The organism is Agrococcus sp. GCM10030265 (assembly GCF_042666675.1).
GTDB lineage: Bacteria > Actinomycetota > Actinomycetes > Actinomycetales > Microbacteriaceae > Agrococcus.
Genome location: NZ_JBHTCZ010000002.1, coordinates 1,410,784 through 1,435,508, shown reverse-complemented (window position 1 = coordinate 1,435,508; position 24,725 = coordinate 1,410,784). Strand labels below are relative to the sequence as shown.

31 protein-coding genes are annotated in these 24,725 nt (G+C 74.4%); 18 read left to right on the top strand and 13 right to left on the bottom strand.

The genetic code is table 11. From position 1 onward, the window contains the following. The first annotated feature begins 35 nt into the window (after positions 1-35). On the top strand, positions 36-1,100 hold the full coding sequence (locus ACFQPP_RS11315; RefSeq protein WP_376916698.1) for an oxidoreductase: 1,065 nt from the start codon (positions 36-38) through the stop codon (positions 1,098-1,100). Between the two features lie 205 nt (positions 1,101-1,305). Here ACFQPP_RS11315 and ACFQPP_RS11310 read toward each other — a convergent pair whose 3' ends face one another. From ACFQPP_RS11310 to ACFQPP_RS11300, 3 genes are read right to left on the bottom strand one after another with little or no spacing between them, the layout of a single operon-like run. Beyond that, complete coding sequence (locus ACFQPP_RS11310; RefSeq protein ID WP_376916697.1) at positions 1,306-1,650, bottom strand: hypothetical protein; 345 nt, start codon at positions 1,648-1,650, stop codon at positions 1,306-1,308. Between the two features lie 48 nt (positions 1,651-1,698). Further along, the gene (locus tag ACFQPP_RS11305; RefSeq protein ID WP_376916696.1) at positions 1,699-2,094 is read right to left on the bottom strand and encodes a hypothetical protein; all 396 of its coding nucleotides are present in this window, start codon (positions 2,092-2,094) and stop codon (positions 1,699-1,701) included. Beyond that, positions 2,091-2,399, bottom strand: a complete 309-nt coding sequence (locus ACFQPP_RS11300; RefSeq protein WP_376916695.1) for a putative quinol monooxygenase — start codon at positions 2,397-2,399, stop codon at positions 2,091-2,093. The genes ACFQPP_RS11305 and ACFQPP_RS11300 overlap by 4 nt, the downstream gene beginning before the upstream one ends. A 257-nt stretch (positions 2,400-2,656) precedes the next feature. Here ACFQPP_RS11300 and ACFQPP_RS11295 point away from each other — a divergent pair, with 257 nt between their 5' ends. From ACFQPP_RS11295 to ACFQPP_RS11280, 4 genes are read left to right on the top strand one after another with little or no spacing between them, the layout of a single operon-like run. Continuing rightward, entirely contained in the window at positions 2,657-3,313 is a 657-nt protein-coding gene (locus ACFQPP_RS11295; RefSeq protein ID WP_376916694.1) for an ABC transporter permease, read from the top strand. After that, complete coding sequence (locus tag ACFQPP_RS11290; RefSeq protein ID WP_376916693.1) at positions 3,306-4,547, top strand: ABC transporter ATP-binding protein; 1,242 nt, start codon at positions 3,306-3,308, stop codon at positions 4,545-4,547. The genes ACFQPP_RS11295 and ACFQPP_RS11290 overlap by 8 nt, the downstream gene beginning before the upstream one ends. Then, on the top strand, positions 4,540-5,367 hold the full coding sequence (locus tag ACFQPP_RS11285; protein WP_376916692.1) for an ABC transporter permease: 828 nt from the start codon (positions 4,540-4,542) through the stop codon (positions 5,365-5,367). The genes ACFQPP_RS11290 and ACFQPP_RS11285 overlap by 8 nt, the downstream gene beginning before the upstream one ends. Further along, on the top strand, positions 5,364-6,362 hold the full coding sequence (locus ACFQPP_RS11280) for a glycine betaine ABC transporter substrate-binding protein (protein WP_376916691.1): 999 nt from the start codon (positions 5,364-5,366) through the stop codon (positions 6,360-6,362). Before ACFQPP_RS11285 ends, ACFQPP_RS11280 begins: the two co-directional genes overlap by 4 nt. Positions 6,363-6,449: 87 nt before the next feature. Here the strand turns inward: ACFQPP_RS11280 and ald are convergent, their stop codons facing one another. Beyond that, positions 6,450-7,556, bottom strand: coding sequence for an alanine dehydrogenase (gene ald, locus ACFQPP_RS11275; protein WP_376916690.1), 1,107 nt, complete (start codon positions 7,554-7,556; stop codon positions 6,450-6,452). 173 nt (positions 7,557-7,729) lie between these two features. Here ald and ACFQPP_RS11270 point away from each other — a divergent pair, with 173 nt between their 5' ends. Then, positions 7,730-8,206: an Lrp/AsnC family transcriptional regulator gene (locus ACFQPP_RS11270; protein ID WP_376916689.1), complete on the top strand. Its 477-nt coding sequence runs from the start codon at positions 7,730-7,732 to the stop codon at positions 8,204-8,206. Between the two features lie 34 nt (positions 8,207-8,240). On the opposite strand, the gene ACFQPP_RS11265 is transcribed toward ACFQPP_RS11270, so the two are convergent. Together ACFQPP_RS11265 and ACFQPP_RS11260 are read right to left on the bottom strand one after the other, a co-directional pair. Further along, entirely contained in the window at positions 8,241-9,422 is a 1,182-nt protein-coding gene (locus ACFQPP_RS11265; protein WP_376916688.1) for a YncE family protein, read from the bottom strand. Positions 9,423-9,517: 95 nt separating this feature from the next. Continuing rightward, positions 9,518-9,940, bottom strand: coding sequence for an OsmC family peroxiredoxin (locus ACFQPP_RS11260; protein ID WP_376916687.1), 423 nt, complete (start codon positions 9,938-9,940; stop codon positions 9,518-9,520). Positions 9,941-10,025: 85 nt separating this feature from the next. Between ACFQPP_RS11260 and ACFQPP_RS11255 the strand changes: the two genes are divergently transcribed. Then, positions 10,026-11,795, top strand: coding sequence for a cation:proton antiporter (locus tag ACFQPP_RS11255; RefSeq protein WP_376916686.1), 1,770 nt, complete (start codon positions 10,026-10,028; stop codon positions 11,793-11,795). Between the two features lie 48 nt (positions 11,796-11,843). Here ACFQPP_RS11255 and ACFQPP_RS11250 read toward each other — a convergent pair whose 3' ends face one another. The 3 genes from ACFQPP_RS11250 to ACFQPP_RS11240 form a co-directional block, all read right to left on the bottom strand. Next, positions 11,844-12,341, bottom strand: coding sequence for a MarR family winged helix-turn-helix transcriptional regulator (locus tag ACFQPP_RS11250; protein ID WP_376916685.1), 498 nt, complete (start codon positions 12,339-12,341; stop codon positions 11,844-11,846). 113 nt (positions 12,342-12,454) lie between these two features. Next, a complete protein-coding gene (locus tag ACFQPP_RS11245; protein WP_376916684.1) occupies positions 12,455-13,000 on the bottom strand; it encodes a hypothetical protein in 546 nt (181 codons plus the stop codon). A 103-nt stretch (positions 13,001-13,103) separates the two neighbouring features. Next, a complete protein-coding gene (locus ACFQPP_RS11240) occupies positions 13,104-13,424 on the bottom strand; it encodes a hypothetical protein (RefSeq protein ID WP_376916682.1) in 321 nt (106 codons plus the stop codon). Between the two features lie 326 nt (positions 13,425-13,750). Between ACFQPP_RS11240 and ACFQPP_RS11235 the strand changes: the two genes are divergently transcribed. After that, positions 13,751-14,299, top strand: coding sequence for a MarR family winged helix-turn-helix transcriptional regulator (locus ACFQPP_RS11235; RefSeq protein ID WP_376916680.1), 549 nt, complete (start codon positions 13,751-13,753; stop codon positions 14,297-14,299). Positions 14,300-14,385: 86 nt separating this feature from the next. Next, the gene (locus tag ACFQPP_RS11230) at positions 14,386-14,826 is read left to right on the top strand and encodes a hypothetical protein (protein WP_376916679.1); all 441 of its coding nucleotides are present in this window, start codon (positions 14,386-14,388) and stop codon (positions 14,824-14,826) included. A 3-nt stretch (positions 14,827-14,829) separates the two neighbouring features. Here ACFQPP_RS11230 and ACFQPP_RS11225 read toward each other — a convergent pair whose 3' ends face one another. Together ACFQPP_RS11225 and ACFQPP_RS11220 are read right to left on the bottom strand one after the other, a co-directional pair. Next, positions 14,830-16,179 carry an FAD-binding oxidoreductase gene (locus ACFQPP_RS11225; protein ID WP_376916678.1) on the bottom strand — a complete coding sequence of 450 codons (1,350 nt, stop codon included), beginning with the start codon at positions 16,177-16,179 and terminating at the stop codon, positions 14,830-14,832. After that, positions 16,179-16,727, bottom strand: coding sequence for a histidine phosphatase family protein (locus ACFQPP_RS11220; RefSeq protein WP_376916677.1), 549 nt, complete (start codon positions 16,725-16,727; stop codon positions 16,179-16,181). Before ACFQPP_RS11220 ends, ACFQPP_RS11225 begins: the two co-directional genes overlap by 1 nt. Before the next feature lie 133 nt (positions 16,728-16,860). On the opposite strand from ACFQPP_RS11220, the gene ACFQPP_RS11215 reads away from it, so the two are divergent. The 4 genes from ACFQPP_RS11215 to ACFQPP_RS11200 all read left to right on the top strand — a co-directional run bounded on the left by ACFQPP_RS11215 (position 16,861) and on the right by ACFQPP_RS11200 (position 19,499). Continuing rightward, entirely contained in the window at positions 16,861-17,385 is a 525-nt protein-coding gene (locus ACFQPP_RS11215; RefSeq protein ID WP_376916676.1) for a methylated-DNA--[protein]-cysteine S-methyltransferase, read from the top strand. Beyond that, positions 17,382-17,849 (top strand): RNA polymerase sigma factor, encoded by a 468-nt coding sequence (locus ACFQPP_RS11210; protein WP_376916675.1) that lies wholly within the window; start codon positions 17,382-17,384, stop codon positions 17,847-17,849. Before ACFQPP_RS11215 ends, ACFQPP_RS11210 begins: the two co-directional genes overlap by 4 nt. Beyond that, on the top strand, positions 17,842-18,435 hold the full coding sequence (locus ACFQPP_RS11205) for a methylated-DNA--[protein]-cysteine S-methyltransferase (RefSeq protein WP_376916674.1): 594 nt from the start codon (positions 17,842-17,844) through the stop codon (positions 18,433-18,435). Before ACFQPP_RS11210 ends, ACFQPP_RS11205 begins: the two co-directional genes overlap by 8 nt. Positions 18,436-18,545: 110 nt before the next feature. Continuing rightward, positions 18,546-19,499: an asparaginase gene (locus tag ACFQPP_RS11200; RefSeq protein WP_376916673.1), complete on the top strand. Its 954-nt coding sequence runs from the start codon at positions 18,546-18,548 to the stop codon at positions 19,497-19,499. A 131-nt stretch (positions 19,500-19,630) separates the two neighbouring features. On the opposite strand, the gene ACFQPP_RS11195 is transcribed toward ACFQPP_RS11200, so the two are convergent. Further along, positions 19,631-20,320 carry a type 1 glutamine amidotransferase gene (locus ACFQPP_RS11195; protein ID WP_376916672.1) on the bottom strand — a complete coding sequence of 230 codons (690 nt, stop codon included), beginning with the start codon at positions 20,318-20,320 and terminating at the stop codon, positions 19,631-19,633. Positions 20,321-20,486: 166 nt separating this feature from the next. On the opposite strand from ACFQPP_RS11195, the gene ACFQPP_RS11190 reads away from it, so the two are divergent. Together ACFQPP_RS11190 and ACFQPP_RS11185 are read left to right on the top strand one after the other, a co-directional pair. Next, positions 20,487-21,383, top strand: coding sequence for a pseudouridine-5'-phosphate glycosidase (locus ACFQPP_RS11190; RefSeq protein ID WP_376916671.1), 897 nt, complete (start codon positions 20,487-20,489; stop codon positions 21,381-21,383). After that, entirely contained in the window at positions 21,380-22,261 is an 882-nt protein-coding gene (locus ACFQPP_RS11185) for a carbohydrate kinase family protein (protein ID WP_376916670.1), read from the top strand. Before ACFQPP_RS11190 ends, ACFQPP_RS11185 begins: the two co-directional genes overlap by 4 nt. A gap of 27 nt (positions 22,262-22,288) precedes the next feature. Here ACFQPP_RS11185 and ACFQPP_RS11180 read toward each other — a convergent pair whose 3' ends face one another. Beyond that, entirely contained in the window at positions 22,289-22,984 is a 696-nt protein-coding gene (locus ACFQPP_RS11180) for a hypothetical protein (protein WP_376916669.1), read from the bottom strand. Positions 22,985-23,048: 64 nt separating this feature from the next. Between ACFQPP_RS11180 and ACFQPP_RS11175 the strand changes: the two genes are divergently transcribed. The 3 genes from ACFQPP_RS11175 to ACFQPP_RS11165 all read left to right on the top strand — a co-directional run bounded on the left by ACFQPP_RS11175 (position 23,049) and on the right by ACFQPP_RS11165 (position 24,707). Beyond that, the gene (locus ACFQPP_RS11175) at positions 23,049-23,855 is read left to right on the top strand and encodes an alpha/beta fold hydrolase (protein WP_376916668.1); all 807 of its coding nucleotides are present in this window, start codon (positions 23,049-23,051) and stop codon (positions 23,853-23,855) included. A gap of 31 nt (positions 23,856-23,886) precedes the next feature. Next, positions 23,887-24,204, top strand: a complete 318-nt coding sequence (locus ACFQPP_RS11170) for a hypothetical protein (protein WP_376916667.1) — start codon at positions 23,887-23,889, stop codon at positions 24,202-24,204. 110 nt (positions 24,205-24,314) lie between these two features. Next, entirely contained in the window at positions 24,315-24,707 is a 393-nt protein-coding gene (locus ACFQPP_RS11165; protein WP_376916666.1) for a hypothetical protein, read from the top strand. The last annotated feature ends 18 nt before the right edge of the window (positions 24,708-24,725 follow it).

The window sequence follows — 24,725 nt, the reverse complement described above, 5'->3', positions numbered from 1 at the left end:
GCTGGACGGAGGTGGACCCAACGCGAGGAGCAGCAGTGCCGTCGATCACCGACCCCATGACCGTCCGCGAGCTGAGGCTGCGCAACCGCATCTGGATCGCTCCCATGTGCATGTACTCGGTCGACGCGCTCGACGGCGTGCCCACCGACTGGCACCGCGTGCACTACGGCGCGCTCGCCGCAGGCGGCACGGGGCTCCTCGTCGTCGAGGCGTCGGCCGTCGTGCCCGAGGGGCGCATCTCGCGGCAGGACACGGGCATCTGGGACGACTCGCAGCGCGACGCCTGGCGCCCGATCGTCGACTTCGCGCACGCGCGCGGGGCAGCGATCGGCATCCAGCTCGCCCACGCGGGGGCGAAGGCGTCGACGCGTCCGACGTTCGGGCCCGACGCGGGCTCGGGCTCGCTGCCCATCGCCGACGGCGGCTGGCAGACGGTGTCGGCAGTCGACGGCTCCGTCATGGGGCTCGCCGACGCTCGCGCGCTGTCGGTCGACGAGGCGCGCGACGTCGTCGACGCGTTCGTCGCCGCAGCCGTGCGGGCAGCCGACGCCGGCTTCGACCTCGTCGAGGTGCACGGCGCGCACGGCTACCTGCTGCACCAGTTCCTCTCGCCGCTGTGGAACACGCGCGACGACGAGCTGGGCGGCGACCTCGCGGGGCGTGCGCGGCTGCTGCTCGAGGTCGTGCGCGGCATCCGTGCCGCGCTGCCCTCCATGCCCATCATGGTGCGCCTGTCGGCGACCGACTGGACCGACGGCGGCCTCACCGCCGACGACGCGGCGACGATCGCCCGGTGGGCCGAGGAGGCAGGCGCCGACCTCGTGGACGCGTCGTCCGGCGGCCTCGTGCGGGCCGAGATCCCCGTGGGCCCCGGCTACCAGGCGCACCTCGCGCAGCGCATCGCCGCCGCCGACGTGCCGACCTCCGCCGTGGGCATCATCGAGACGGGGCAGCAGGCGCAGGCGATCGTCGACGCGGGCGTCGACGCCGTCCGCGTCGGGCGTGCCGCGCTGCGCGACCCGCACCTGCCGATCCGCTGGGCGCGAGAGCTCGGCGCCGACGTCGACTGGACCCCGTCGCAGTACGAGCGCGCCTACTGAGCATCGACGCGAGAGTTCGGCTCGGCATCCGCCGTCGCCGACTCGAGGCAGACGTCGCCGTGCACCTGCCTCTCGGCTGCGCTGCTCGTCGGGCCGGCAGGCGACGTGCTCCTCGGCTGGCGGTGGGCGGATGCCGCGTCGGCGCCCTCGGTCGTGCCCGCCTGCTCGTGCTGCGCGCCGGCGTCCCGCTGACGCCTCGTGCGCGTCAGCGCTCGCGCAGGAGCACCATCGCGCCGACGTCGAGCCGGTCGACGACGAGCGCGCGGATCGCATCGACGTCGCTCGGGGAGCAGTCGAGCAGCACCTTCACCTCGGCGTCGCGCTTGCCGAGGTCGACCGAGACCGTCACGCCCACGACGCCCGCGCCGCGGTCGGATCCGCGGAAGACGTCGATGCCGTCGCCGTCGCCCGCCGTCGTGCCCTCGAGGTACCCGTAGTCGACGGGGTAGACGACGTCGGCGTGCCGAGGATGCGTCGACCCGCGCGGGCGGTCGATCACGATGCTGCAGGACTCGACGAGCGTGTCGAGCGTCGCGAAGAGGTCGGCCATGCGCCCATGCTGGCATGTCGTCGGCGCCACCGGCCTCGAGGCGGCGTCTCAGCGCAGCAGATCGCCGAAGGCCGCGAGCGGCACGATGCCCTCGGCTGCGGCGGCGAGCACCGCGTCGTCGGTGACGAGCGCGGCCTGCAGCCTCGCGACCGCGAGATGCTCGGCGTCGCCGATGTCGTCGCGACCCTGCTCGCGTGCGATCGCCCAGGCGGTGGCGCGCGAGACGCGGTCGCCGAGCAGTCGGATCCGGGTGGCCGTCGCCCGCTCGAGCACGGCCTTCGCGTCGGCCTCGGTGCGGCGGCCCTCGCGCACGTCGCGGTAGAGGATCGCCATCGCGTCGCTGCGCAGCGAGCCGCGACCGACGAGCGCATGCCCCGCGGCGAGCGGCGTCGTCGACTCGGCGAGCCGCAGCAGCGCGCCCGCGTCGATCGCGAAGCGCGTCACGACGACGCGCGCAGCGGCGAGCCGACGACGTCGAAGCGCACGCCGCCCATCTCGCCGGACAGGAGCGGCATCGCCTCCTCGATCGCGGCGCGCACGGACGGCAGCGCGAGCGAGGCGCGGTGGGCCTCGGCGTCGGCCCACAGCTCGACGACGTGCACGGCGTCGGGCTGGTCGTCGGCGACGCCGACCTCGTAGAGGAGGCAGCCGGCGGCGGCGAGCTCGCTGCTCGGGCGGGTGAGGATGGCGACGAGCTCGTCGCGCGCACCGGGCTTCGCGCCGAGGGTGCCGACGTTCGCGAAGGTCATGCGGCGAGGCTAGCCGTGTCCCCCGACACCCGGGCGGTCGCGCACGCGGGAGGACGGGCGCGCGCGGATAGCACAGGCGGCGTCGGCACGAGCGTTACGGATTCGTGATGTCCCGCCCGAGACCCGCGACATGCCGCGCGAGGACGGGCCGCCGCAGCCTCCCCGAGCGTCTCCCGTCGCTCGACACCGGCGCAAGCCCCTGGCAGCGTCGAGGACCGAGGGCACCGCATCCGAGGTGCGCCCGGACGATCGGACGAATGGAGCACGTGGACATCTGGCAGTTCATCGCGTCGCGATGGGAGGAGATCCTCTTCGCGTCGGCGCAGCATCTGAGCCTCGTCGTGCAGTCCCTCGTCGTCGCGACGGCGCTCGCGATCGCGATCGCCGCGCTCGTCTACACGAGCCCGGGCCGCAGCGGCGCCGCGAACGCCGTGAGCGCCATCGGCCTCACCGTGCCGTCGTTCGCGCTCATCGGCCTCATGGTCGCGCCGCTCGGCTTCGGCGTCGCGCCCGCGGTCGTCGTCATCGTCTTCTTCGCGGTGCTGCCGATCCTGCGCAACGCCATCGTCGGCCTCGCAGGCGTCGACCGCAGCCTCGTCGAGTCGGCGAAGGGCATCGGCATGAGCCGCATGCGCACCTTCGCCCGCGTCGAGCTGCCGCTCGCGTGGCCCGTCATCCTGTCGGGCGTGCGCATCTCGGCGCAGATGGTGATGGGCATCGCGGCCGTCGCCGCCTACGTGCTCGGCCCCGGCCTCGGAGGCTTCATCTTCCAGGGGCTCTCGCGCCTCGGCGGCGCGGGCGCGCTCGAGTCGATCGTCGTCGGCACCGTCGGCGTCGTCATCCTCGCCGCCATCCTCGACCTCATCCTCGTCGGCGTCGGCCGGCTCACGACCTCGAAGGGCATCCGTGTCTGACACCGCCACCACCGACGCCGCCGGGACCGCCATCTCGGGCAAGGCCATCCGGCTCGACAACGTCACGAAGCGCTACCCCGGCCAGCAGCGGCCCGCGGTCGACGGCATCACGCTCGAGATCCCCGCCGGCCAGATCGTGATGCTCGTCGGCCCGTCCGGCTGCGGCAAGACGACGACGCTGAAGATGATCAACCGCCTCATCGAGCCCACCGAGGGCAGCATCATCCTCGGCGACGAGGACGTCACGACCATCGACGGCGACGATCTGCGCAGGCGCATCGGCTACGTCATCCAGGCAGGCGGGCTCTTCCCGCACATGACCGTCGCGCAGAACGTCGCGCTCGTGCCCAAGATGCTCGGGTGGGACAAGGCGCGCATCGCCGCCCGCGTCGACGAGCTGCTCGACCTCGTCTCGCTCGACCCCGGCACCTACCGCGACCGCTACCCGCGGGAGCTCTCGGGCGGCCAGCAGCAGCGCGTCGGCGTCGCACGCGCCCTCGCCGCCGACCCGCCCGTGCTGCTCATGGACGAGCCGTTCGGCGCCGTCGACCCCATCACGCGGCAGCGCCTGCAGGACGAGCTCATCCGCATCCAGCACGAGGTGCGCAAGACGATCGTCATCGTGACGCACGACTTCGACGAGGCCGTGAAGCTCGGCGACTGGATCGTCGTGTTCCGCGAGGGTGCGCAGATCGTGCAGTACGACACCCCCGAGCGCATCCTCGCCGAGCCCGCGAACGACTTCGTCGAGGACTTCATCGGATCGGGTGCGGGGCTCAAGCAGCTGAGCCTGCGCCGGGTGCGCGAGGTCGAGCTCGCCGAGGCCGTCGTCGTGCGAGCGGGCGGCGACGCGAGCGATGCGCTGCAGCGCATCGAGCGCGCGGGCCACCACCACGTCGTCGTCACCGACGACCGCGACCGCCCCGTCGCGTGGCCGTCGCGACGCGAGCTCGGGCGCATCGACCGGCTGCCGACGGGCGTGACGCCCGGGCTCCCCGTCATCGGCTCGGCTGCGACGCTCAACGACGCGCTCGACACCATGCTCGTCTCGAGCGCGGGCGCCGCGCTCGTCACGGGCCGTGGCGGCGCGTTCATCGGCGTCATCACGGTCGAGACGGTCATGGAGGCGATCACGGCGGCGCGCGAGGCCGCCAGCGAGCGGCCGGCGGGCGCGCCCGTGGGCATCAACACCGGCCAGCTGTCGGTGCAGCAGCCTGAGGGCTCGGATGCCTGACGCCCAGGCATCCGCGACGGTCGCCGACGAGCCGGGCGCCGTGACGAGCGCCGCGGCCCCCGCCGCTCGGCCCGCACCTCGGCGCCGCCTCGCCCGTGGCGGCTGGCGCCCGCTCATCGTGCAGATCGTCGTGCTCCTCGCCATCCTCGGCGCGTTCGCGATCTGGCTCTCCGTCGCGCCGCTGACCGCGACGGAGCGCAACACCCTGAACCCCGGCACGCTCGTCGAGCTCACGGGCCAGCACCTGGGCCTGACGTTCGTCGGTGCCGCGCTCGTGCTCGTGATCGCGATCCCGCTCGGCGTGCTGCTCACCCGGCGCCCGTTCCGCGGCGCGGCCGGCCCCATCCTCGCGATCGCGAACTTCGGCCAGGCGGCACCCGCCGTGGGCCTCATCGTGCTGCTCGCGGCCCTCGTGCCCGACGGGTTCCAGGCGTCGATCGTCGCGCTCGTGCTCTACGCCGTGCTGCCGGTGCTGCGCAACACGATGATCGGCATCCGCGGCGTCGACGACCGCCTCGTCGAGGCGGGACGCGGCATGGGGATGACGTCGACGATGGTGCTGCTGCGGGTCGAGCTGCCGCTCGCGGTGCCCGTCATGCTCTCGGGCGTGCGCACCGCGCTCGTGCTGCTCGTCGGCACCGCCGCGCTCGCGGCCTTCGTGAACGGCGGCGGGCTCGGCCTGCTCATCACGACGGGCATCAACCTCTACCTGTTCACCGTGCTCATCGCGGGCGCGCTGCTCATCGCCGTGCTCGCGCTCATCGTCGACTGGATCGGCCGCGTCGTCGAGCACGTCGCCCGACCGAAGGGACTGGCATGACGCGTCGCCCCCGCACCACCCGCCTCGCCGCGGCCCTCGCGGGCGCGGGCATGCTCGCGATGACCGGCTGCGGCCTGCAGCCGGCGACCGCGTACACGCCCGCCGTCGCCCCCGGATCCATCGAGCCCATCGAGGGTCTCGAGGAGGGCGCGTCGCTCACCGTCACGAGCAAGAACTTCACCGAGCAGCTCATCCTCGGCAAGATCGGCGTGCTCGTGGCGCAGGCGGCCGGCTTCGACGTCACCGACATGACGAACGTGCCGGGCTCCGTGCCGGTGCGCGAGCTCATGACGTCCGGCACCGCCGACATGACGTGGGAGTACACGGGCACCGCCTGGCTCACGTACATGGGCGAGGAGGAGGGCTTCGACGACCAGCAGGCGCAGTACGAGGCCGTGCGGGATGCGGATGCCGAGATCGGCCTCACGTGGCTCGAGCCCGCCGCGCTCAACAACACGTACGCCTTCGCGGTGCGGTCGGAGGCGATCGAGGAGCTCGGCGGCGTCGCGTCGCTCTCCGACATGGCGGCGCTGCCCGTCGAGCAGCGCACCATCTGCGTCGAGCCCGAGTTCAACTCGCGCGCCGACGGGCTCGGCCCGCTGCTCGAGCTGTACGGCATCCCGCGGGGCTCGGCCGAGGGCGTGCCCGACGACAGCATCTCGATCTACGACACGGGCGCCGTCTACACGGCGACCGACCGCGGCACGTGCAACTTCGGCGAGGTCTTCTCGACCGACGGGCGCATCGAGAGCCTCGACCTCACGCTGCTCGAGGACGACCTCGGGTTCTTCCCCGCGTACAACGCCGCAGCGGTCATCAACACCGAGACCCTCGAGACGTACCCGGAGCTCGAGGAGATCTACGGCGCCGTGTCGGAGGCGCTCACCGACGACGCCCTGCGCGCGCTCAACCTGCGCGTCGACGAGGGTGGCGAGCTGCCCGCCGACGTCGCGCTCGACTTCCTCGTGCAGGAGGGGTTCGTCACCGAGCCCTAGCGGCCTGGCCGGCGAGACCCGCTCGCGAGCGGATGGGCGGATGCGCATGCGCCTCGTCGGGCCGCTCGCGTGCGCATCCCGGCGAGGTCACGCGAGCGCGCGCACCGCGTCGACGCCGAGCGCCTCGGCCACGCCCGCGTTCGTCACGGCGCCGCCGTGCACGTTGACGCCGCGAGCGAGGGCCACGTCGGCGCGCGCCGCGGCCTCCCAGCCGAGGTCGGCGATGCGCAGCACGTAGGGCAGCGTCGCGTTCGTGAGCGCACGCGTCGACGTCTCCGGCACGGCGCCGGGGATGTTCGCGACGCACGAGTAGAGCGCGTCGTGCACCGCGAAGACGGGATCGGCGTGCGTCGTCGGGCGCGAGCCCTCGAAGCATCCGCCCTGGTCGATCGCGATGTCGACGAGCACCGAGCCGGGGCGCATCGCCGCCACCATGTCGTCGGTGACGAGCTTCGGGGCGGCGGCGCCCGGCACGAGCACCGAGCCGATGACGAGGTCGGCGTCGGCGACCTGGTCGGCGATCTCGAGCCGCGACGAGTGCCGCGTCTGGATCGTCGAGCCGAAGGATGCCTCGAGCTGTCGCAGGCGGGGGAGCGAGAGGTCGATGACCGTGACGTCGGCGCCGAGTCCCACGGCGTTGCGCGCCGCGTGCTCGCCGGCGACGCCGCCGCCGATGACGACGACCTTCGCGCGGCGCGTGCCCGGCACGCCGCCGAGCAGGATGCCGCGCCCGCCGGCGGGGCCCATGAGGTGGTGCGCGCCCATGACGATCGACAGGCGGCCGGCGACCTCGCTCATGGGTGCGAGCAGCGGCAGCGACCGGTCGTCGAGCTGCACCGTCTCGTAGGCGATCGCGGTCGTGCCCGCTGCCACGAGGGCGTGCGCCGTGTCGGCGGCGGCGGCGAGGTGCAGGTAGGTGAAGACCACCTGGCCGTCGCGCATGCGGGCGAACTCCGGCTCGATGGGCTCCTTGACCTTCAGCAGCAGGTCGCCCTTCGCCCACGCCTCGTCGGCGTCGGCGGCGATGCGCGCGCCGGCTGCGACGTAGTCGGCGTCGGCGATGCGCGAGCCCTCGCCCGCGCCCTGCTCGACCCACACCTCGTGGCCGCGTGCCACGAGCGCGTCGACGCCCGCGGGGGTGATGGCGACGCGCTGCTCGCTCGGCTTGATCTCTGCGGGGACGGCGATGCGCATGGCGACTCTCCTCGTCGGTCCGGCGTCGTCGTCGACGCAGGGTCGGTGCTGGTGCATCCATGATGGGAGGAAGTGGCAGGATGCACGAGAGGCGCCGAAGCATTGCCCGCGGCCGCCTCGCCATCGGTCGAATCCTTCGGCCGATGGCCTCGATCGCACGATGCGGAGCGCGAATGCTGCAGCCCGACGGCCTCGACGCGGTCGACGTCGCCCTGCTGGGCATCCTCCGCCGCGACGCGCGCGCATCCAACCGCCAGCTCGCCCGCTCGGTCGGCCTCGCCGAGTCGACGGTGCACGCGCGCGTGCGGCGGCTCGAGGAGCGCGGCGTCATCGCCGGCTACGAGGCCGTCGTGCGGCAGGAGCGCATGGGCGCCGGGCTGCACGCGCTCGTGCACGTGACGCTGCGACCCGGTGCCCGGCAGGCGAGCATCACGGAGTTCTCGGAGCGGGTGCGTGCGCTGCCGGAGGTGAGCCAGGTCTACTTCCTCGGCGGTGTCGACGACTTCATCGTGCACGTCGCCGTCGCCGACTCGGCGGGGCTGCGCCGCTTCGTCGTCGAGCACCTCTCGGCAGATCAGACCGTCGCGTCGACGCGCACGAGCATCGTGTTCGACTACCACCGCAACGTGTCGACGGCGTCGTTCGGCTGAGGCGTCACGAGCCGGGGCCGCCGAGGCGGCGGCGTCAGCCAGGCAGGGTCGCCGCCACGACGGCCTGCGGTCGCCCGGCCACCGGGATCTCGCGCTGCGCGAGCGTGTCGAGGTCGACGATCGTGAGCCCATCCCACCAGCCGTCGCGCGTCGAGCCGCCCGCGAGCACCGCCGACCACGCATCGTCGGCATCCGCCCGCCAGACGGTCGCCGTCTCGTGCATCTGCGCGAGCGGCACCACCTGGTCGGTGCCGTCGGGTCGCAGCACCTCGAGGCTCGGCCCGCGCGTGGCCGAGCCGAACGCCCCCGTGCCGACCACCACGGTCGTGCCCGCGTCGGCGCCCTCGCCGCCGACCTGCGCGACGCCGTGCTGATGCGTCTGCGCGGCGAGCGGGGCGATGCTCGACGTGCCGGCGATCGGATCGACCTCGACCATCGCCTGCCCCTGGAACGGCAGCAGGATGGTGCCCGTCGCCGTGACGACCCCGTAGTGCGGCTTCTCCCAGGAGGCGAAGCCGAGGTCGCCGAACGGTGCCACCTCGATGGTGCGCGCCGCGAGCGTCGCGGCGTCGACGACGGTGACGCCGTAGGTGTCGTGGTCGACGGTCGCGACCCACGCGCCGGCCGGGTCGACGAGCACGTCGAAGGGCCGCACGCCCACGTCGACCGAGGCGACGAACGTGCCCGATGCGACGTCGAAGACCTCGAGCCAGGCGGGGTCCGGCCAGCGATGCACGGCGACGTACGCGGTCGCGCCGTCCGGCGACACCGCGACGCCGAGGCCGCCGTCGCGGTACTCGCCGAAGGCGACGCCCGCGGGCTGATGCCGATACGGCACGAGCGCGGTGCGCGCCATCGTCGCGAGGTCGACGACCGCGAGGCCCTCGGCCGTCGCGACGAACGCGCGCCCGGCTCGCTCGTCGACGGCGACGCCCCACGGTGCCGCGCCCACCTCGATCGATGCGACCACGGGATCGGTGGCGGTCGGGTCGACGACGGCGAGTGCGTTCGACGCCGCGAGGGTCGCGAGCAGCAGCTCGCGCTCGGGCGCGGACGTCGGGGATGGCGGTGGCGAGGGGGAGGGGCTCGGGCTCGTCGTCGGCGCAGCGGACGGGGCGGGTGCGAGCGACCCGGGCGCGCAGGCGACGAGCAGCGAGCCGGCGGCGGCGAGCGCTGCGAGGCTCGCGAGCCTCGCGAGGCGGTGACGGGTGGGCATCCGCGCATCGTACGACGCGCATCCCTGCGCCGCCGATGCCCGAGCGCGACGACGCCCCACGAGCGCGATGGCTCGCGGGGCGTCGTCGGGTGGCGTCAGCCCTCGAGCGTCGCGCTCGCGAGCGTGATCTCGATGCCGGCGAGGGCCTGCGAGACGGGGCAGCCCGACTTCGCCTCGTTCGCGATGCGCTCGAACTCGGCCTGGTCGAGGCCCGGCACCGTCGCCGTCACCGTGAGCGTCGAGCCCGTGATGCCCTGGCCGGGCACGAAGCCGACCTCGGCGCTCGTCGAGATGGTCGAGGGGGCGTGGCCGGCCTCGCCGAGCGCGTGCGACAGCGCCATGGAGAAGCAGGACGCGTGCGCTGCCGCGATGAGCTCCTCGGGCGTGGTCTGGCCGGAGCCCTCGGTGCGCGCCTTCCACGACACCGCGGTCTCGATGCCGGACTTCAGGGTCGTCGTGCCGGATCCGTCGGCGAGGCCGCCGTTCCAGACGGTGCTCGCGCTGCTCGTGACTGCCATGGGTGGCTCCCTTCGTCGGTTGCCATCAGGCTACGACCGGGGGTGGAGGATGCGCCGGGGCTAGCCTCGAGGGCGGGAGGCGGATATGGAGCAGCACCTCGCCGAGGAGATCACGATCGTCGCCGTGCTCGGCATCGTCATCGTGGGCGCCGTCTCGGCGATCGCCGGCCGCATCGGGGTGGCCGCGCCGCTGCTGCTGACGCTCGTCGGCATCGGTCTGGGCTTCGTGCCGGGGGCGGCCGACGTCGTCGTCGACCCCGAGATCATCCTCACGGTCGTGCTGCCGCCGTTGCTCTACGCGGCGGCGCTGCAGGTGCCCTTCGTCGACTTCCGCCGCAACCTGCGCGTCATCGCGTTCCTGTCCGTCGTGCTCGTCGTGGTGTGCGCGCTCGTCGTCGGCGGGCTCGTCGCGTGGATCTGGCCGGCCGTGGGATTCGCGCTGGCGGTCGCGCTCGGCGCGGTCGTGGCGCCGCCGGACGCGGTCGCCGCGACGTCGCTCGGCAAGCGGCTCGGCCTGCCGCCGCGCATCGTCACGATCCTCGAGGGCGAGGGCCTCGTGAACGACGCGACGGCGCTCGTGCTGCTGTCGACCGCGGTGGGCATCGCCGTCGACGCGGGCGACGGCGGCCCTGCCGTCGAGGTCGGCGACGTCGCCGGCACGTTCGCATGGGCGGTCGTCGGCGCGCTCGTCATCGGCTACGTCGTCGGCCGGGTGGCGGTGGCGGTGCGCGGCCGCATCCACGATCTCGTCCTCGACACGGCGCTGTCGATCGTCGTGCCGTTCGTGGCGTTCCTCGCCGCCGAGCAGGTCCACGCATCCGGCGTCGTCGCCGTGGTCGTCGCGGGCATCGTCGTCGGCAACCTGGGGCCCGGGCGCATCGGCGCGCGCGAGCGGCAGGGCGAGCGCACGAGCTGGCAGACGTTCACCATGGTCATCGAGCACGCCGTCTTCCTCTACATGGGACTGCGGCTGCGACCGGTGGTGGACGCCGTCGAGGGCGCGGAGCAGTCGCTGTGGGAGGTCGTGGGCGTGGGGCTGCTCGTCACGCTGCTCCTCGTCGCGCTGCGCTTCGCGGTCATGCCGCTGCTGCTGTGGTCGATCCGCGTCCGCGCTCGGAAGCTCGAGCGGCGCCAGCGGCTCGGAGCGAGGCGCATGCAGCAGGCCGACGAGCGGTTCGCCGCCACGGAGGACGCCCGCGTCACGTCGCGGCTCGACCAGTTCCGCAGGCGTCTCGAGCAGCAGGCGAACGACGTCACCGCCGAGCGCGACCAGTCGCTCGGCTGGCGCGACGGCGTCGCGCTCGGCTGGTCGGGCATGCGCGGCGTGGTGACGGTCGCCGCGGTGCAGACGCTGCCGCACGACCATCCGTACTACGCGGCGCTCGTGCTCGTGGCGTTCGTCGTCGCGATCGTCACGCTGCTCGTGCAGGGGCTCACGCTGCCCGCCCTCATCCGCGCCCTGCGCCTGACGAAGGACTCGACGACGGAGGAGCGGGCGGAGCTGCTCGAGCTCACGCGCCGCTGCGCCGACGCGGGCAGCGCCGCGATGACGACCGAGCTCGATGCGCTCGACCAGCCGCTCGGCGGCGCCATGCGCGACGAGATCCTCGCGATGCCCGCTCGTCGCGTGGAGCGTGCCGCGACGATGCTCGGCATCGGCGACGACGTCGACGAGGAGCGCACCCGCGCGTTCGTGCGCGTGCGGCGCGCGCAGCTGGCTGCCGAGCGCGCGACGCTCAGGGCCGAGCGGCAGCGCGGCGCGTTCTCGTCGGAGACCCTCGCGGCGATGCAGCGGCAGCTCGACGTGTTCGAGGTGCAGCTCGATGCGATGGCGGGCGACGACGCCGGCCATTGAGCCGACGCTCGAGCGCAGACGCCGGTCCGCGGCGCCGGTCGCGTCGGGTCAGTCGCGGCAGTCGGCGTCGACGAGGTCGCGCACGTGCGCGAGGAACTCGGCGAGGCGCTGCGCCTCGGCCGGGTCGAGCCGCGCCGCCGCCTCGCGGATGGCGGGCGCGAGCGGGTCGGCGGTGTCGGGGCTGCTGCGCGAGGCGGGCTCGAGCAGCTTGCTGCGCCGGTCGTCGGCGTGCTGGCGCGTCGAGATGAGCCCGCCGTCCTGCAGCCTGCGCACGATGGCGCTGACCGACGGCGTCGTGAGGCCGAGGTGCTGCGCGAGCTCGGTGGGGGTGGCTGGTCGGCCCGCGTCGGCGCGATCGGCGATGAAGCGCATCGCCTCGCGCTCGCTGTGCCCCGGTCCGCATGCGGCCTGGCGGCGGCGGGAGAGCCGCGACTCGGCGAGGCGCACCTCCTCGACCGCCCACACGAGCTGCGTGACCGGGTCGTCGCCCGGCACGTCGACGTCGACGTCCTCGGCCTGCGAGCCGTGCGTCGTGGATGCCGTCATGCGCGCCTCCTTCGACCGTGTGCCCTGCTGCGACGATTCGCTAGAGACTCTAACCTCCGCACGACGCGGCCTCCTCCCAGGCGTCTCGCGCGTCCCCCTCGCGAGCGTCGGCCTCAGCTCGACATCAGCGGCGCGAAGGGGCTGCTCGCTCCATCGGATGCGCGCGCCGCGCGGAAGTGCGCCGCGATGGCGTCGAGGGATGCGTCGGGCACGTCGTGCATGTCGTAGCCGGCGTCGAGGTCGACGTGGCTGAGCTCGAGCCACGCGAGGTGCTCGCAGGCGTGCACGGCGGCTGCGCGCGCCTCGTCGCTCGCGGCTCGCGTGCCGCTCGCATGCTCGGTGAGGGCGCCGAGCACGCCGCCGAGAGCCGCGGTGAGGGCAGCCATGAGGTCGCCGGCGGGCATGTCGAGCAGCTGGTCGGCGGGCTCGGGGCCGTCGGCGACGCCGTCGAGCACGCGCGTGGTGCGGTCTGCGCGCCGCGTCATGCGCGCGACGACGTGGCGGCGGGTGCCGAGCGACGAGCGCGCGGGCAGCGCGAGCTCGGCGTCGCTCAGCCGCAGCACCGCCGTGAGCATGCGCAGGGAGGCGGCACGCAGCTGCGGCAGCACGTCGTGCACCGTGGGCTCGTGCGCGGCCTGCGACGGCTGCGCGATCGTCACGGTCGGGCCGCCGCGGCGTCGGCGCGCTCGCCGGAGCGCAGGGTGGAGGGCGCGACGATCTCGGCGCCCCAGTCGACCCACATGTCGGTCATCGCCGTGCTCCTCAGGCTGCCGTGGCGAGCGCCGCCTGCAGCGACGGGGCGTGGCATCGCACGGCGAGGCCCGCCGGTCGGTTCGTCTCCTGCACCATGGCCTCGAGGCGCGCACGGTCGAGCTCGATGGCCTCGGCCGCGTCGTACGAGTAGACGATCGTGCTCGACTCGTGGATCCAGATCGACTGCCGCGTCGCATCCGACAGGCAGGTGAGGAGGAAGGGCTCGCGCCTGCGCAGCTTCGCGGTCACGACAGCGGCGAGGTGCGCCAGGTCCGCGTCGTCCATGCCGAACGTCGACTCGTCTCCGTTGCCGTACCTCAGCGTTGCCATGGTGCTCTCCTCGCGTTCGTCCTCGGCCCGGCGAAGCTGCCTGCCGATCTGATTGCTAGTTCATCAAGCAAAGTACTTGGTTCTCCCGCAGCGAGCAAGTCAGCGTGTCGGCGCGCCCCATCATCGCTCCGGCACGAGCGTGCACCGACCAGGCGTCCGCTCGCAACGGGTCAGTGATCTTCAGGGTTCTCGAAGGTTCTGCCGCCAGGCTCGGTCGTCTGGGCCTGCGATGCTGCACTCGGTGCACCTCATGCGTCGCGGTCGTCCCCAAGCAACCATCTCGCCGGTATCCGTCGAATCATCCGCCTCGCTCTAGAGTGCTGAGCATGCAGAACGACGAGACGGCGAACGCCTCGGGCTACTGGTACCCGGAGCGCGACGACGCGTCGACCGTCGACGTGCTGAACCTCCTGCGCCGCTACCGGGCCGCAGAGGCGCGCATGCGCGCCCGCACCCGCGCCTCCATGGAGATGGGCGAGACCGACCTGCTCGCGCTGCGCATCATGCTCGCGGCGCAGCGGCGCGGCGACCTCGTGCGCCAGCGCGACCTCGCCCGCATCCTCGGCATCACCTCCGCGTCCGTCACGGTGCTCGTCGATCGGCTCGAGCAGAGCGGCCACGTCGAGCGCCGACCGCACCCCACCGACCGCCGGTCGACGATCGTGGTCGCCACGACCTCGACCGACGACGAGGTGCGGGCGACGCTCGGCGCCATGCACGCGCGCATGATCGAGGTCGTCGACGACCTCACCTCCGAGGAGCTCGAGGTCGTCGCACGATTCCTCTCCGGCATGGCCGCCGCCGTCGAGGAGGCCGGCGACCTCGACGCCGAGCTGCGCGACGTCGTCGGCGACCCGGACCCCCACCGCGACTGACGCGGGCGGGGGATCGTCCGAGCGGACGACGCGACGCGACCGCGAGGAGGACGCGCCGCCCGCCCCGCCCGCGGTGTGCTGGAGCCATGCACGCCACCCGCCTCGCCTCCGCCGCCACCGCATCCATCGCCGCCCTCCTGCTGCTCGCAGGCTGCGCATCCCTCACCGACGGGATGCACGGCGTGCACACCGAGGCGTTCGTCGACCGCGACGAGGCCGAGGACGGATGGGTGGGCGTCGCGATGCCCGCATGGCTGCCCGCCGACGCCACCGAGATCCGCACGACCGCCACCGAGGACGAGACGAACGCCGTCATCGCCGTCACGAGCGACGCCGAGCCGATCGGATGCGAGACGACCGACCGCGTGTCGCTGCCGTTCGACGGCCGCTACGGCGGCATCGACGCGGGCGACGGCCTGCCCGAGCAGGTGCTGCGCTGCGGGGCCTACGAGGTCGTCGCGACCGAGGACGGCTGGCTCGGCTGGTTCACCGCCACCGAGGAGGGCCAGACGCCCGAGGACGTCTGAGGCTTAGGCCTCGAAGACCTTGCCGGGGTTCAGGATGCCCGCGGGGTCGAACACGGCCTTGATCTCGCGCTGCAGCCGCAGCTGCGTGTCGCCGAGCTCGAGGCCCAGCCAGCGCCGCTTCAGCACGCCGACGCCGTGCTCGCCCGTGAGCGTGCCTCCCATGGCGATCGCGCCCTGGAAGATCTCGTCGGCGGCCGCCCACACCGCATCCGTCGGCTCGTCCTCGTCGAAGACGAACGTCGGGTGCAGGTTGCCGTCGCCCGCGTGCGCGCTCGTCGCGACCGTGACGCCGTGCCGCTCGGCGACGTCGGCGCACAGGGCGAACATCTCGGGCATGCGCGTGCGCGGCACCGAGACGTCCTCGACGAGCACCGTGCCGAACGAGTCGAGCGCGTAGTGCACCTGCCTGCGCACCTCGACGAGCATCGTCGAGCGCTCGAGGTCGTCGGTCATCTCGGCCTCGCCGCCGTGCGCCTCGACGATGGCGAGGGCGCCCTGGGCCACGGCCTCCGCGCCCACGTCGTCGAACTGCAGCAGCACGAAGGCGCCGCGCATGGGCCTGCCGGTGTAGGCGGCGAGCATCCGCACCGACACCGTGCCCACGAGCTCCATGATCGCGGGGCGGATGTGCGCGGCCGTGATCGCGGCGCACGCGGCTGCCGCGGCGGTCTCGTCGTCGAAGAACGCACCGATCGTCCAGATGCTGCCGGGCACCGCCGGCCGCAGCCGCAGCGTCGCCTCCACGATGACGCCGAGCGTGCCCTCGCTGCCGATCATGAGCGCCGCGAGGTCGAGCCCCGTGACGCCCTTGACGGTGCGATGGCCCACGTCGATGCGCTCGCCCGACGCCAGCACCACGCCGAGCGACAGCACGGCCTCGCGCGTCACGCCGTACTTCGCGCACAGCAGGCCGCCCGCGTTCGTCGCGATGTTGCCGCCGACGGTCGAGATCGCCCGGCTCGCCGGATCGGGCGCCCACCACATGCCGTGCTCGGCGAGCGCCGCGTTGAGGTCGGCGTTCAGGATGCCGGGCTCGACGACCGCGAGCTGGTCGGCGGCCGAGACCTCGAGGATGCGGCGCATGCCCGAGACGTCGAGGCTCAGCTCTCCCTCGCCCGTGTTCGCGCCGCCCGCGAGGCCCGTGCCCGCGCCGCGCGGCACCACGGGCACGCCGTGCTCGCTCGCCCATCGCATCGCAGCCTGCACGTGCGCCACCTCGGTGGCGCGCACGACGGCGACGGGCCTGCCGGTCGCGCGATGCCCGGACCTGTCGGCCCGCGCGGCCTCGAGGGCCTCGTCGCTCGTGTCGACGACGATCCCGGGCGACGCTGCCCGGAGCGAGCCGAGATCCATCAGACGAGCACCACGCCCTCCGCCACCGTCCAGTCGCCCGGCTGCCCGTGGAAGCGGATCGACTCGGCGTTGCGGGGCGTGCGCGTCTCGAGGCCGGTGATGGCGTCGGCGAACGCACGGATGAAGGTGCCGTGGGTGACGATGACGAGGTGCTCGACGGGGTGGCGGCGCGCGACGTCGTCGACGGCGGCGACCGCGCGCGCCTGCAGCGCCTCGTACGCCTCCTCGCCCGGCCACTCGGTGCCGAAGCGCTCGACGGCCTCGGCCTTCGTGAGTCCCTCGACCTCGCCGTACGCGCGCTCGATGAGCGCCGCGTCGCGCTCGACGACCTCGAGGCCCAGGCGCTCGGCGATGATGTCGGCCGTCACGGCTGCGCGGCTGAGCGTGGACGACACGATCGTCGTCCAGGGCTCGTCGGCCAGCAGGATCGCCGCCTCGAGCGCCTGCGCGCGCCCCGTCTCGTTGAGCGGGATGTCGCTCGTGCCCTGCATCCGGAGGGTCTTGTTCCAGTCGGTCTGGCCGTGTCTCACGAGGGCGATCTGCACCATGCGAGCCTAGCGGCGGGTCCGCGCGCGGCGTCGCGGCGTGCTGCGGCGGGGGCGTCCCTCACAGGACGCGCACGCCCGGACCTCACATCGTGCGGTGCTCGCGCGTCAGCAGTGCGTGAGAGGAAGTGGAGCCATGACCGACATCACCAGGCACGCCATCGTCGACACCCCCGTCGGCGCCGTCACGATCGTGGCCGGCCCCGCGGGCATCCAGGGGCTCTACTACGCCGAGCATCGGCCCGCGCCGGACGCATCGCGCTTCGGCGCGCGCGACGACGCGGTCGTCGGCGTGCTCGCCGAGGCCACGACGCAGCTGCGCGAGTACCTCGCAGGCGAGCGCACGGCGTTCGACCTGCCGCTCGACCCCGTCGGCACCGAGTTTCAGCTGCGCGTGTGGCAGGCGCTGCGCACCATCCCGTACGGCGAGACGCGCACCTACGGATGGATCGCGGCGCAGCTCGGGCAGCCGACGGCCGTGCGCGCCGTGGGCCTCGCGAACTCCCGCAACCCCATCTCCATCGTCGTGCCGTGCCACCGCGTCGTCGGCGCGGCGGGGCAGCTCACGGGCTACGCGGGCGGGCTCGCGTGCAAGCGCACGCTGCTCGACCTCGAGTCGGGCGCCCTGCTCGACGACGGCGCGCTACATTCCGTTGCGTGACGCGCGAGCCCTTCGAACGCGTCGTGCGCGAGCACGGGGCCACGGTCTATCGAGTCGTGCGCGCGATCGTCGGGCCGTGGGATGCCGACGACGCATGGAGCGAGGCCTTCCTCTCCGCGCTCGAGGCGTATCCGCGGCTCGGTCCCGAGTCGAACGTGCGCGGCTGGCTCGTCACGATCGCGCACCGCAAGGCGATCGACGTGCTGCGCCGATCGTCGCGGTCGGTGTCCGTCGCCGAGGTGCCCGACCGGGCCGTGGCGCCGCGCGATCCGGACCTCGACCTGCGGCGCGCGCTCGCGGCGCTGCCCGACCGGCAGCGATCGACGGTCGTGCTGCACCATCTCGGCGGGCTGCCGTTCGACGAGGTCGCGGCTGCCCTCGGCATCTCGGCTGCCGCGGCGCGCAAGGCGTCGTCCGATGGCGTGCGCAGGCTGCGCCAGCTGCTGGAGGTGCGTGATGGCTGACGCCTTCGCCGTCGTGCCGGACGGGGATCCCGAGGCGCTCGCGGCGCTGCTCGCGCGGCGGGCCGAGGCGGCGGGGCTCGTCGACGTGCGCGTGCGCACGATCGACACGCGCGTCGGCGCGCTGCTGCTCGCCGCCACGACCCGGGGCCTCGTGTCCGTCACCTTCGACGGTGCCGACCCGGACGCGACGATCGGCAGGCTCGCCGACCGTCTGGGGCACCGCGTGCTGCGCGACGTCCGGGGCCTCGACGCCGCAGCCCGCGAGGTCGAGGCGCTCGCCGCCGGCCGAGCGCGCACGTACGACGGCGACCTCGACCTCGCGCTCGCCACCGGCTTCCGCGGCGACGTCGTGCGCGCGCTGCAGGAGATCCCCTACGGCGAGACCAGGTCGTACGGCGACGTGGCCCGCGCCGTCGGGTCGCCGGGTGCCGTGCGCGCCGTCGGCACCGCATGCCGGCTGAACCCGCTGCCCATCGTCATCCCGTGCCACCGCGTCGTGCGCAGCGACGGCTCGCTCGGGCAGTATGCGGGCGGCGAGGTGGCGAAGCGCGTGCTGCTGGCCGCCGAGGGGGCTGCGACGCGCTGAGCGCGTCGGGTGCCGGCCTGTCGAGCGCACGCGCCGGGTGCGGGCGCGCCGGGCGCGGGGCTCGCATCGGGTGCGTCGCAGTGCGCGCCCGCGTCGGCTACCGTCTCGGTGTGCCCGCCACCGACGCCCCCGCCACCGACCTCCGCCTCGCCGAGACCGCCCTCATCGCGGTCGTCGATCGCGACGGGTTCGTCGAGTCGCGGCACGAGGGCATCGTCGCGATGGTCGCGCCCGACGGCTCGGTGCTCGCCACCGCAGGCGACGTCGACGCGCCCTTCCTCGCACGCTCGGCGCTCAAGCCGCTCTTCGCCGCGACCATCGCCGAGCGGCTCGGGCTCGCGGGCGCCGAGCTGGCTCTCGCATCCGGCAGCGTCGTGGGTCGCGCCGAGCAGGTCGAGGTGGCGTCGGCGATGGCCGCGCGGCTCGGCGTCGACGCGGCGTCGCTGCGCTGCCCACCGCGCAGGACGCGGTGGATGGCCGAGCACTCGCGGCTCGGCGCCATCTGCGTCGGCAAGCACGTCGCGCTCGCGGCCGCCGCGTCGCTCGTCGACGACGAGCGCTCCTACACCGACCCGGCGCATCCGCTGCAGCTCGAGCTGCGTGCGGCGATCGAGCGGCGCACGGGCGCCGCGTCGTCGGCGACGGCGACCGACGGCTGCTCGGCGCCCGTCTACGCATCCACGGTGCTGGGCATGGCGCGAGCGGTGCGCGGGCTCGCGGGCGCGGGCGACGACGCCGCGCTCGCGGCGGTCGGTGCCGCGATGCGCGCGGATGCCTGGCTCGTCGAGGGGCCGGGCGCCCCCGACACCGTGCTCATGGAGCGCCTGGGCGTCACGGCGAAGTTCGGCGCCGAGGGCACGCAGGTCGTCGTCGCGCCCGACGGCACGTCGGTGGTCGTGAAGGTCGCCGACGGCTCGCGTCGCCCGGGCGCTCCGGTCGCGATCGCGCTGCTCGAGCAGGCCGGCGCGCTGCCCGCGGGCTCGCTCGCTCGCGTCGAGGCGGAGCTCGGCCTCCTGCAGCACGGCGGCTCGACCGTCGTCGGCGCCCTGCGCCCCACGCTCTGACGCACCCCCGTTCCCCGTCCCCCGTCCCCCGTCTCCCGCCCGTCGCCGATCCTCGTGCGGTCTTCGGCCGTCTCTGACCTCACGCAGGGCAGAAGACCTCGGAAGTCGCGGGTCGGGAGCGGGCGGAGGGGCTAGAGGCGCTCGCGACAGGACTCGGCGAACGCCGCGAAGCCGCGCTCGGCCACGTCGCGCAGCACCGCATCCGCCCGGTACGCCTCGACGAGCGCCGCGACGTCGCCGCCCGGCAGCTCCTCGCCGAGGGTCGGCGACGCGTCGGTGCTCCACCGCCGCAGCACCTCCTCGTCGACCTCCAGGTGGAACTGCAGCCCGAGGCTCGACCCGTACCGGAAGGCCTGCACCTCGACGGCATCGTTCGTCGCGACGAGCGAGGCGCCCGTGGGCAGGCCGACCACGTCGGTGTGCCACTGCATGGGCCGCAGCTCGCCGGTGAAGCCGCCGAGCCATGGATCGGACGCCACGACGTCGACCGCGACGAGTCCCGTCTCGTCGACCGCGCCGGCGCGGTGCTCGGCGCCGAGCGCGACGCCGAGGATCTGATGCCCGAGGCAGAGCCCGAGCACGGGCACGTCGGCGTCGACCGCGCGCCGCACGAGGTCGGTGGTGCGCGCGACCGAGGGGTGCGCATCCACGTCGACGGCGCTCATCTGCCCGCCGAGCACCACGATGCCTGCGATCGCGTCGACGTCGGGCACCCGCTCGGGGTAGGCGATCGTCTCGGTCGGCAGGTGCGCGGTGAGGCGAGCGGCATGACCCCCGGTCTCGTGGTCGAGGTGGTGGACGAGGAGCACGGATCGCTGCACGATGCGATCGTCGCACGGCGCGGATCGCGCATCGTGCACGCGCGGGAGCGGCGCGGCCCGCCGCCCGCAGGGCGTTCGCGCGGTGCATGCCGCGGTGCTCGGGAGCCTCCATCCGACGGCGCCGCATCCTCCTCGATCCTCAGGGACCGCGGTCTACCCTGGTGCGATGCGGATCGACCCCGAGGTCGACGACGCGCTGCGCACCGGCACCCCGGTGGTCGCGCTCGAGTCGACGATCATCAGCCACGGCCTGCCTCGCCCCCGCAACCTCGAGGCGGCGCGCGAGTTCGAGGGCATCGTGCGCGACGCGGGCGCCGTGCCCGCCACGATCGCCGTCGTCGACGGCGTGCCGCGCGTCGGCCTCGACGCTGCCGCGCTCGAGCGCATCGCAGGGGAGGGCATCGCCAAGGCGAGCGTGCGCGACCTCGCGGTGCTGCAGGCGCGCGGCGGCACGGGTGCGACGACCGTGGCGGGCACGGTCGCCATCGCCGCGGCCGCGGGCATCCGCGTCTTCGCGACGGGCGGGCTGGGCGGCGTGCACCGCGGCGCCGCGACGACCTTCGACGAGTCGGCCGACGTGCCGACGCTCGCGACGCATCCGGTCGCCGTGGTGTGCGCCGGCGTGAAGTCGGTGCTCGACGTCGGCGCGACGCTCGAGCGCATGGAGACGCTGTCGGTGCCGGTCGTCGGCTGGCGCACCGATCGGTTCCCGCGGTTCTGGCTGTCGTCGAGCGACCACGAGCTCGACTGGCGCGTCGACGACGTCGCCGAGGTCGCGGCGATCCTCCGCGCGCAGGACGCATCGCGCTCCCGCGCGGGCCTCGTCGTCGCGAACCCGCTGCCGGTCGAGCAGCAGTGGGATCCCGCCGAGCACGACGTTGTCGTCGCGCAGGCGCACGCCGAGGCCGAGCGCGCCGGCATCCACGGCAAGGCGGTCACGCCGTTCCTGCTGGGCCGCATCGTCGAGCTCTCCGAGGGCCGCAGCCTCGAGGTCAACCTCGACCTCGTGCGCTCGAACATCCGGCTCGCCGCCGCGATCGCCACGGCCTACGCCGGCGCATGATCCGCGCGCTCGCGTTCGGCGACGTCATCGACGACGTGCTCGTCTTCCCGGAGGGGCGCATCCGCCCGGACACCGACACGGACGCGCAGATCCTGCGCCGCCCGGGCGGCAGCGCCGCGAACACGGCCGCCTGGCTCGCGCGCGCAGGGGCGCGCACGACGTTCGTCGGCCGCGTCGCCGCTCGCGACGTCGAGCGTCACGCGGCGCTGCTCGCCGAGCACGGCGTCGACCCGCGCCTCGACGGCGACCCCGAGCACGAGACGGGCACGATCGTCGTGCTCGTCGACCGCGACGAGCGCACGATGCTCACCGACCGCGGCGCCAACGCGCACGTCGACCCCGACGCGATCGACGACGCGCTGCTCGCGGTCGACGTCGTGCACGTCACGGGCTACTCGCTGCTGTCCGGGCATGCCGAGGCGGTCGGCAGGCTCGTCGATCGCGCGCACGCAGCCGGAGCGAAGGTGTCGTGCACGATCGGCTCCGCGGGCTCGATCGCCGACCTCGGCGTCGACACCGCGCGCGCCGCCCTCCGCGGCGCCGACGTGCTGGTCGCGAACCTCGACGAGGGCGCGATGATCACCGGCGAGCAGGGTGCTGCGGCGATCGGAGCCGCGCTCGCCGACCTCGCCCCGATCGTCGCGCTCACCCTCGGGCACACGGGCGTCGTCGTCATCGACCACGGCCGCAGGCAGTTCGTGCCGTCGATCCCCGTCGCGCTCGTCGACCCCACGGGGGCCGGCGACGCGTTCACGGCCGCGTTCGTCGCGCACGTCGTCGGCGGGGTCGACGCCGTCAACGCCGCGCGGCGAGGCGTCGAGATGGCAGCCGAGGCCGTCGCCGTCGCCGGCGCGCGGCCCGCGGCCCACGCGCGCTGACGGGACAGGGAGGGCGACGGCCGTCGCTCAGGCCAGCGCCACGAACGACGCCGCGGCCGACGCCAGCAACCCCACGACCGTCGCGAGCCACTGCACGCCCGCGAGGCGCGCGTCCCGATGGTCGACGGCCTGCGGATGCGCCCCGCGCAGCCGGCGCGCCTGGCCGAGATGCGTGCGCACGGGCGGGCGCACCCTGCCGGCGAGGGTGCCGAGCACGGCGACGAGATCGGCGGCGCGGTAGCGGGATCCGTCGAGCTGCGCGAGCTGGGATCCGTCGGCTGCGATGAGCGCGAGGTCGACGCGACGCTCGGCGGCATGGTCGCGCCAGGCGATCGGCAGCACCTCGTGCACGTCGACCACGTCGAACGCGGGCCATCCGCCAACGCGCACCCCGCCGTCGGCCACCACGACGTCGCCGCGCTGCGCACGCACCGCTGCGAGCGCCACGACGATCACGAAGCCGATCGCAGCCGGCGCGATGGTCGCGAGCGACACGAGCGCCGCCTCCACGTGCACGCCTGCCAGGTCGAGCACGATCGGCAGGCCCACGAGCACGGTCGGGGGCGCGGAGCGCAGCAGCATCGGCCACCGCGCCGCCCGCGCCGTCGCCGCATGCGTCGCACCGTGCCGAGAGCGCCCGACCTCCGGCAGCACGTCGGCGAGGGCGAGCCGACCGCGCGCGCGACCCGACGCCTCTGGCGTCGACGTGCCGGCCGCATCCATGTCCGTCACCGTACTGCGGCGGCGCCTGGCGGGACAGGGCTCGCGCACGGGCCAGGATGGATGCATGGCAGACACGGCAGCATCCGCCCCGCCGGCGCCGGGGATCGTCGTCGCCGACGACGGCACGCGGCTCGCCGTGCACGAGCTCGGCGACCCGGCGGGTCGGCCCGTGCTCATGGTGCACGGCTTCTCGGCGAGCGCGCAGCGCAACTGGATCGACGCGGGCTGGGATCGGGCGCTCGTCGATGCGGGGTTGCGCGGCGTCGCGCTCGACCTGCGCGGGCACGGCGACAGCGAGCGCCCGGGCGCCGGGCGCTACGACGTCGCCCGATTCCTCGGCGACGTCGACGCCGTGCTCGCCGCCACGGGCCTCGCAGGCACGCGGCCCGGCTACCTCGGCTACTCGATGGGCTCGCGGCTGGGCTGGCGCTACGCGGCGGTGCACCCGGATGCGTTCTCGGCGCTCGCGCTCGGCGGGCTGCCAGCGGGCGACCCCTTCCACGGCCTCGACGGCGCGCTCGCGCGCCGCGCGCTCGCGGGCGAGGTGGAGCCGACGGGTGCGGCGGCCTTCGTCGTGCGACTCGCCACGGCGCTGCCCGAGAACGACCCCGAGGCGCTCGTCGCGCTCGCGACCGAGGTGGCGCGCACGCCGTTCGCGCCCGCGGACCACGCGCCGACGCCGCCCACGCTGCTGCTGACGGGCGACCGCGACGAGCATGCGCAGGACACCGAGTCCCTCGTCGCCGCCCTCGCCGACGGCCGCTTCGCGGCCATCCCGGGCCGCAACCACGTCAACGCGATGACCTCGCGGCACTTCAAGCAGCAGGCGCTGTCGTTCCTGGCCGCCCATGCCGCGCCGGCAGCCCCTTGAGCGATGACGACCGGCATGCGACGGTGCTCACATGACTGACGAGACGGCGCGCATCGTGCGGCAGTGGACGGCGCTCGTCGAGACGGTGCGCGTCGACGAGTACCTCGCGCACATGCGGGCGACGAGCTACGACGCGTACGTCTCGATGCCCGGCAACCTCGCCACGGGCATCATGACGCGCGATCTCGGCGACGGGCGCACCGAGGTGCGCGTGCTGTCGAGCTGGCGCGACGAGGCCTCGATCCGCGGGCTCGTCGGCGACGACGTCACCGTGGCCCGCGGCTATCCGAGCGACGACGAGTACCTGCTCGAGCCGCCCGCCCCCGTCGTGCACTGGACGGTGCGCTGAGCCGCAGCCGCAGGCTCGGCCGCAGCCGCAGCCTCAGTCGCAGCCGCGGCCGCCGTCGCCGAGCCGCGGGCTCACGGGTGCCGCATGGACCGGGCTGGCACGGTGGATGCATGCTCCAACGCCCGGTCGTCGCATCCCTGTCCGTCGCCGCATCCGCAGCCTTCGCGCTCGTGCCGATCGGTCGCCTCCCCGTGGGCGCGCGGTGGGGGCTCGGGGCCGCGTTCGCGCTCGTGCCCGCGGCGGCGGTCGCTGCCGGCGTCCATGCGCGGCTGCGCGGGGGCTCGGATGCGCGGCGCGCCGCCACCTCGGTCGGTGCAGGGGCCGCCGTCGCGGCGGCGTCGGCGGGTGCGTGGGAGCTGAGCGTGCGCGCCGATCGTGCCGTCGAGCGCGTGCTCGTGCGCCGTGGTGCGCGTCGACCGCGCGTCGCGATGGCGGTGGGCGCCGGCGTGATCGCCGCAGCGCTCGAGGTGCTCGACGCGGCGCGCGACCAGCGAGCCGGCTGACCGCATCCGGCCTCCGCG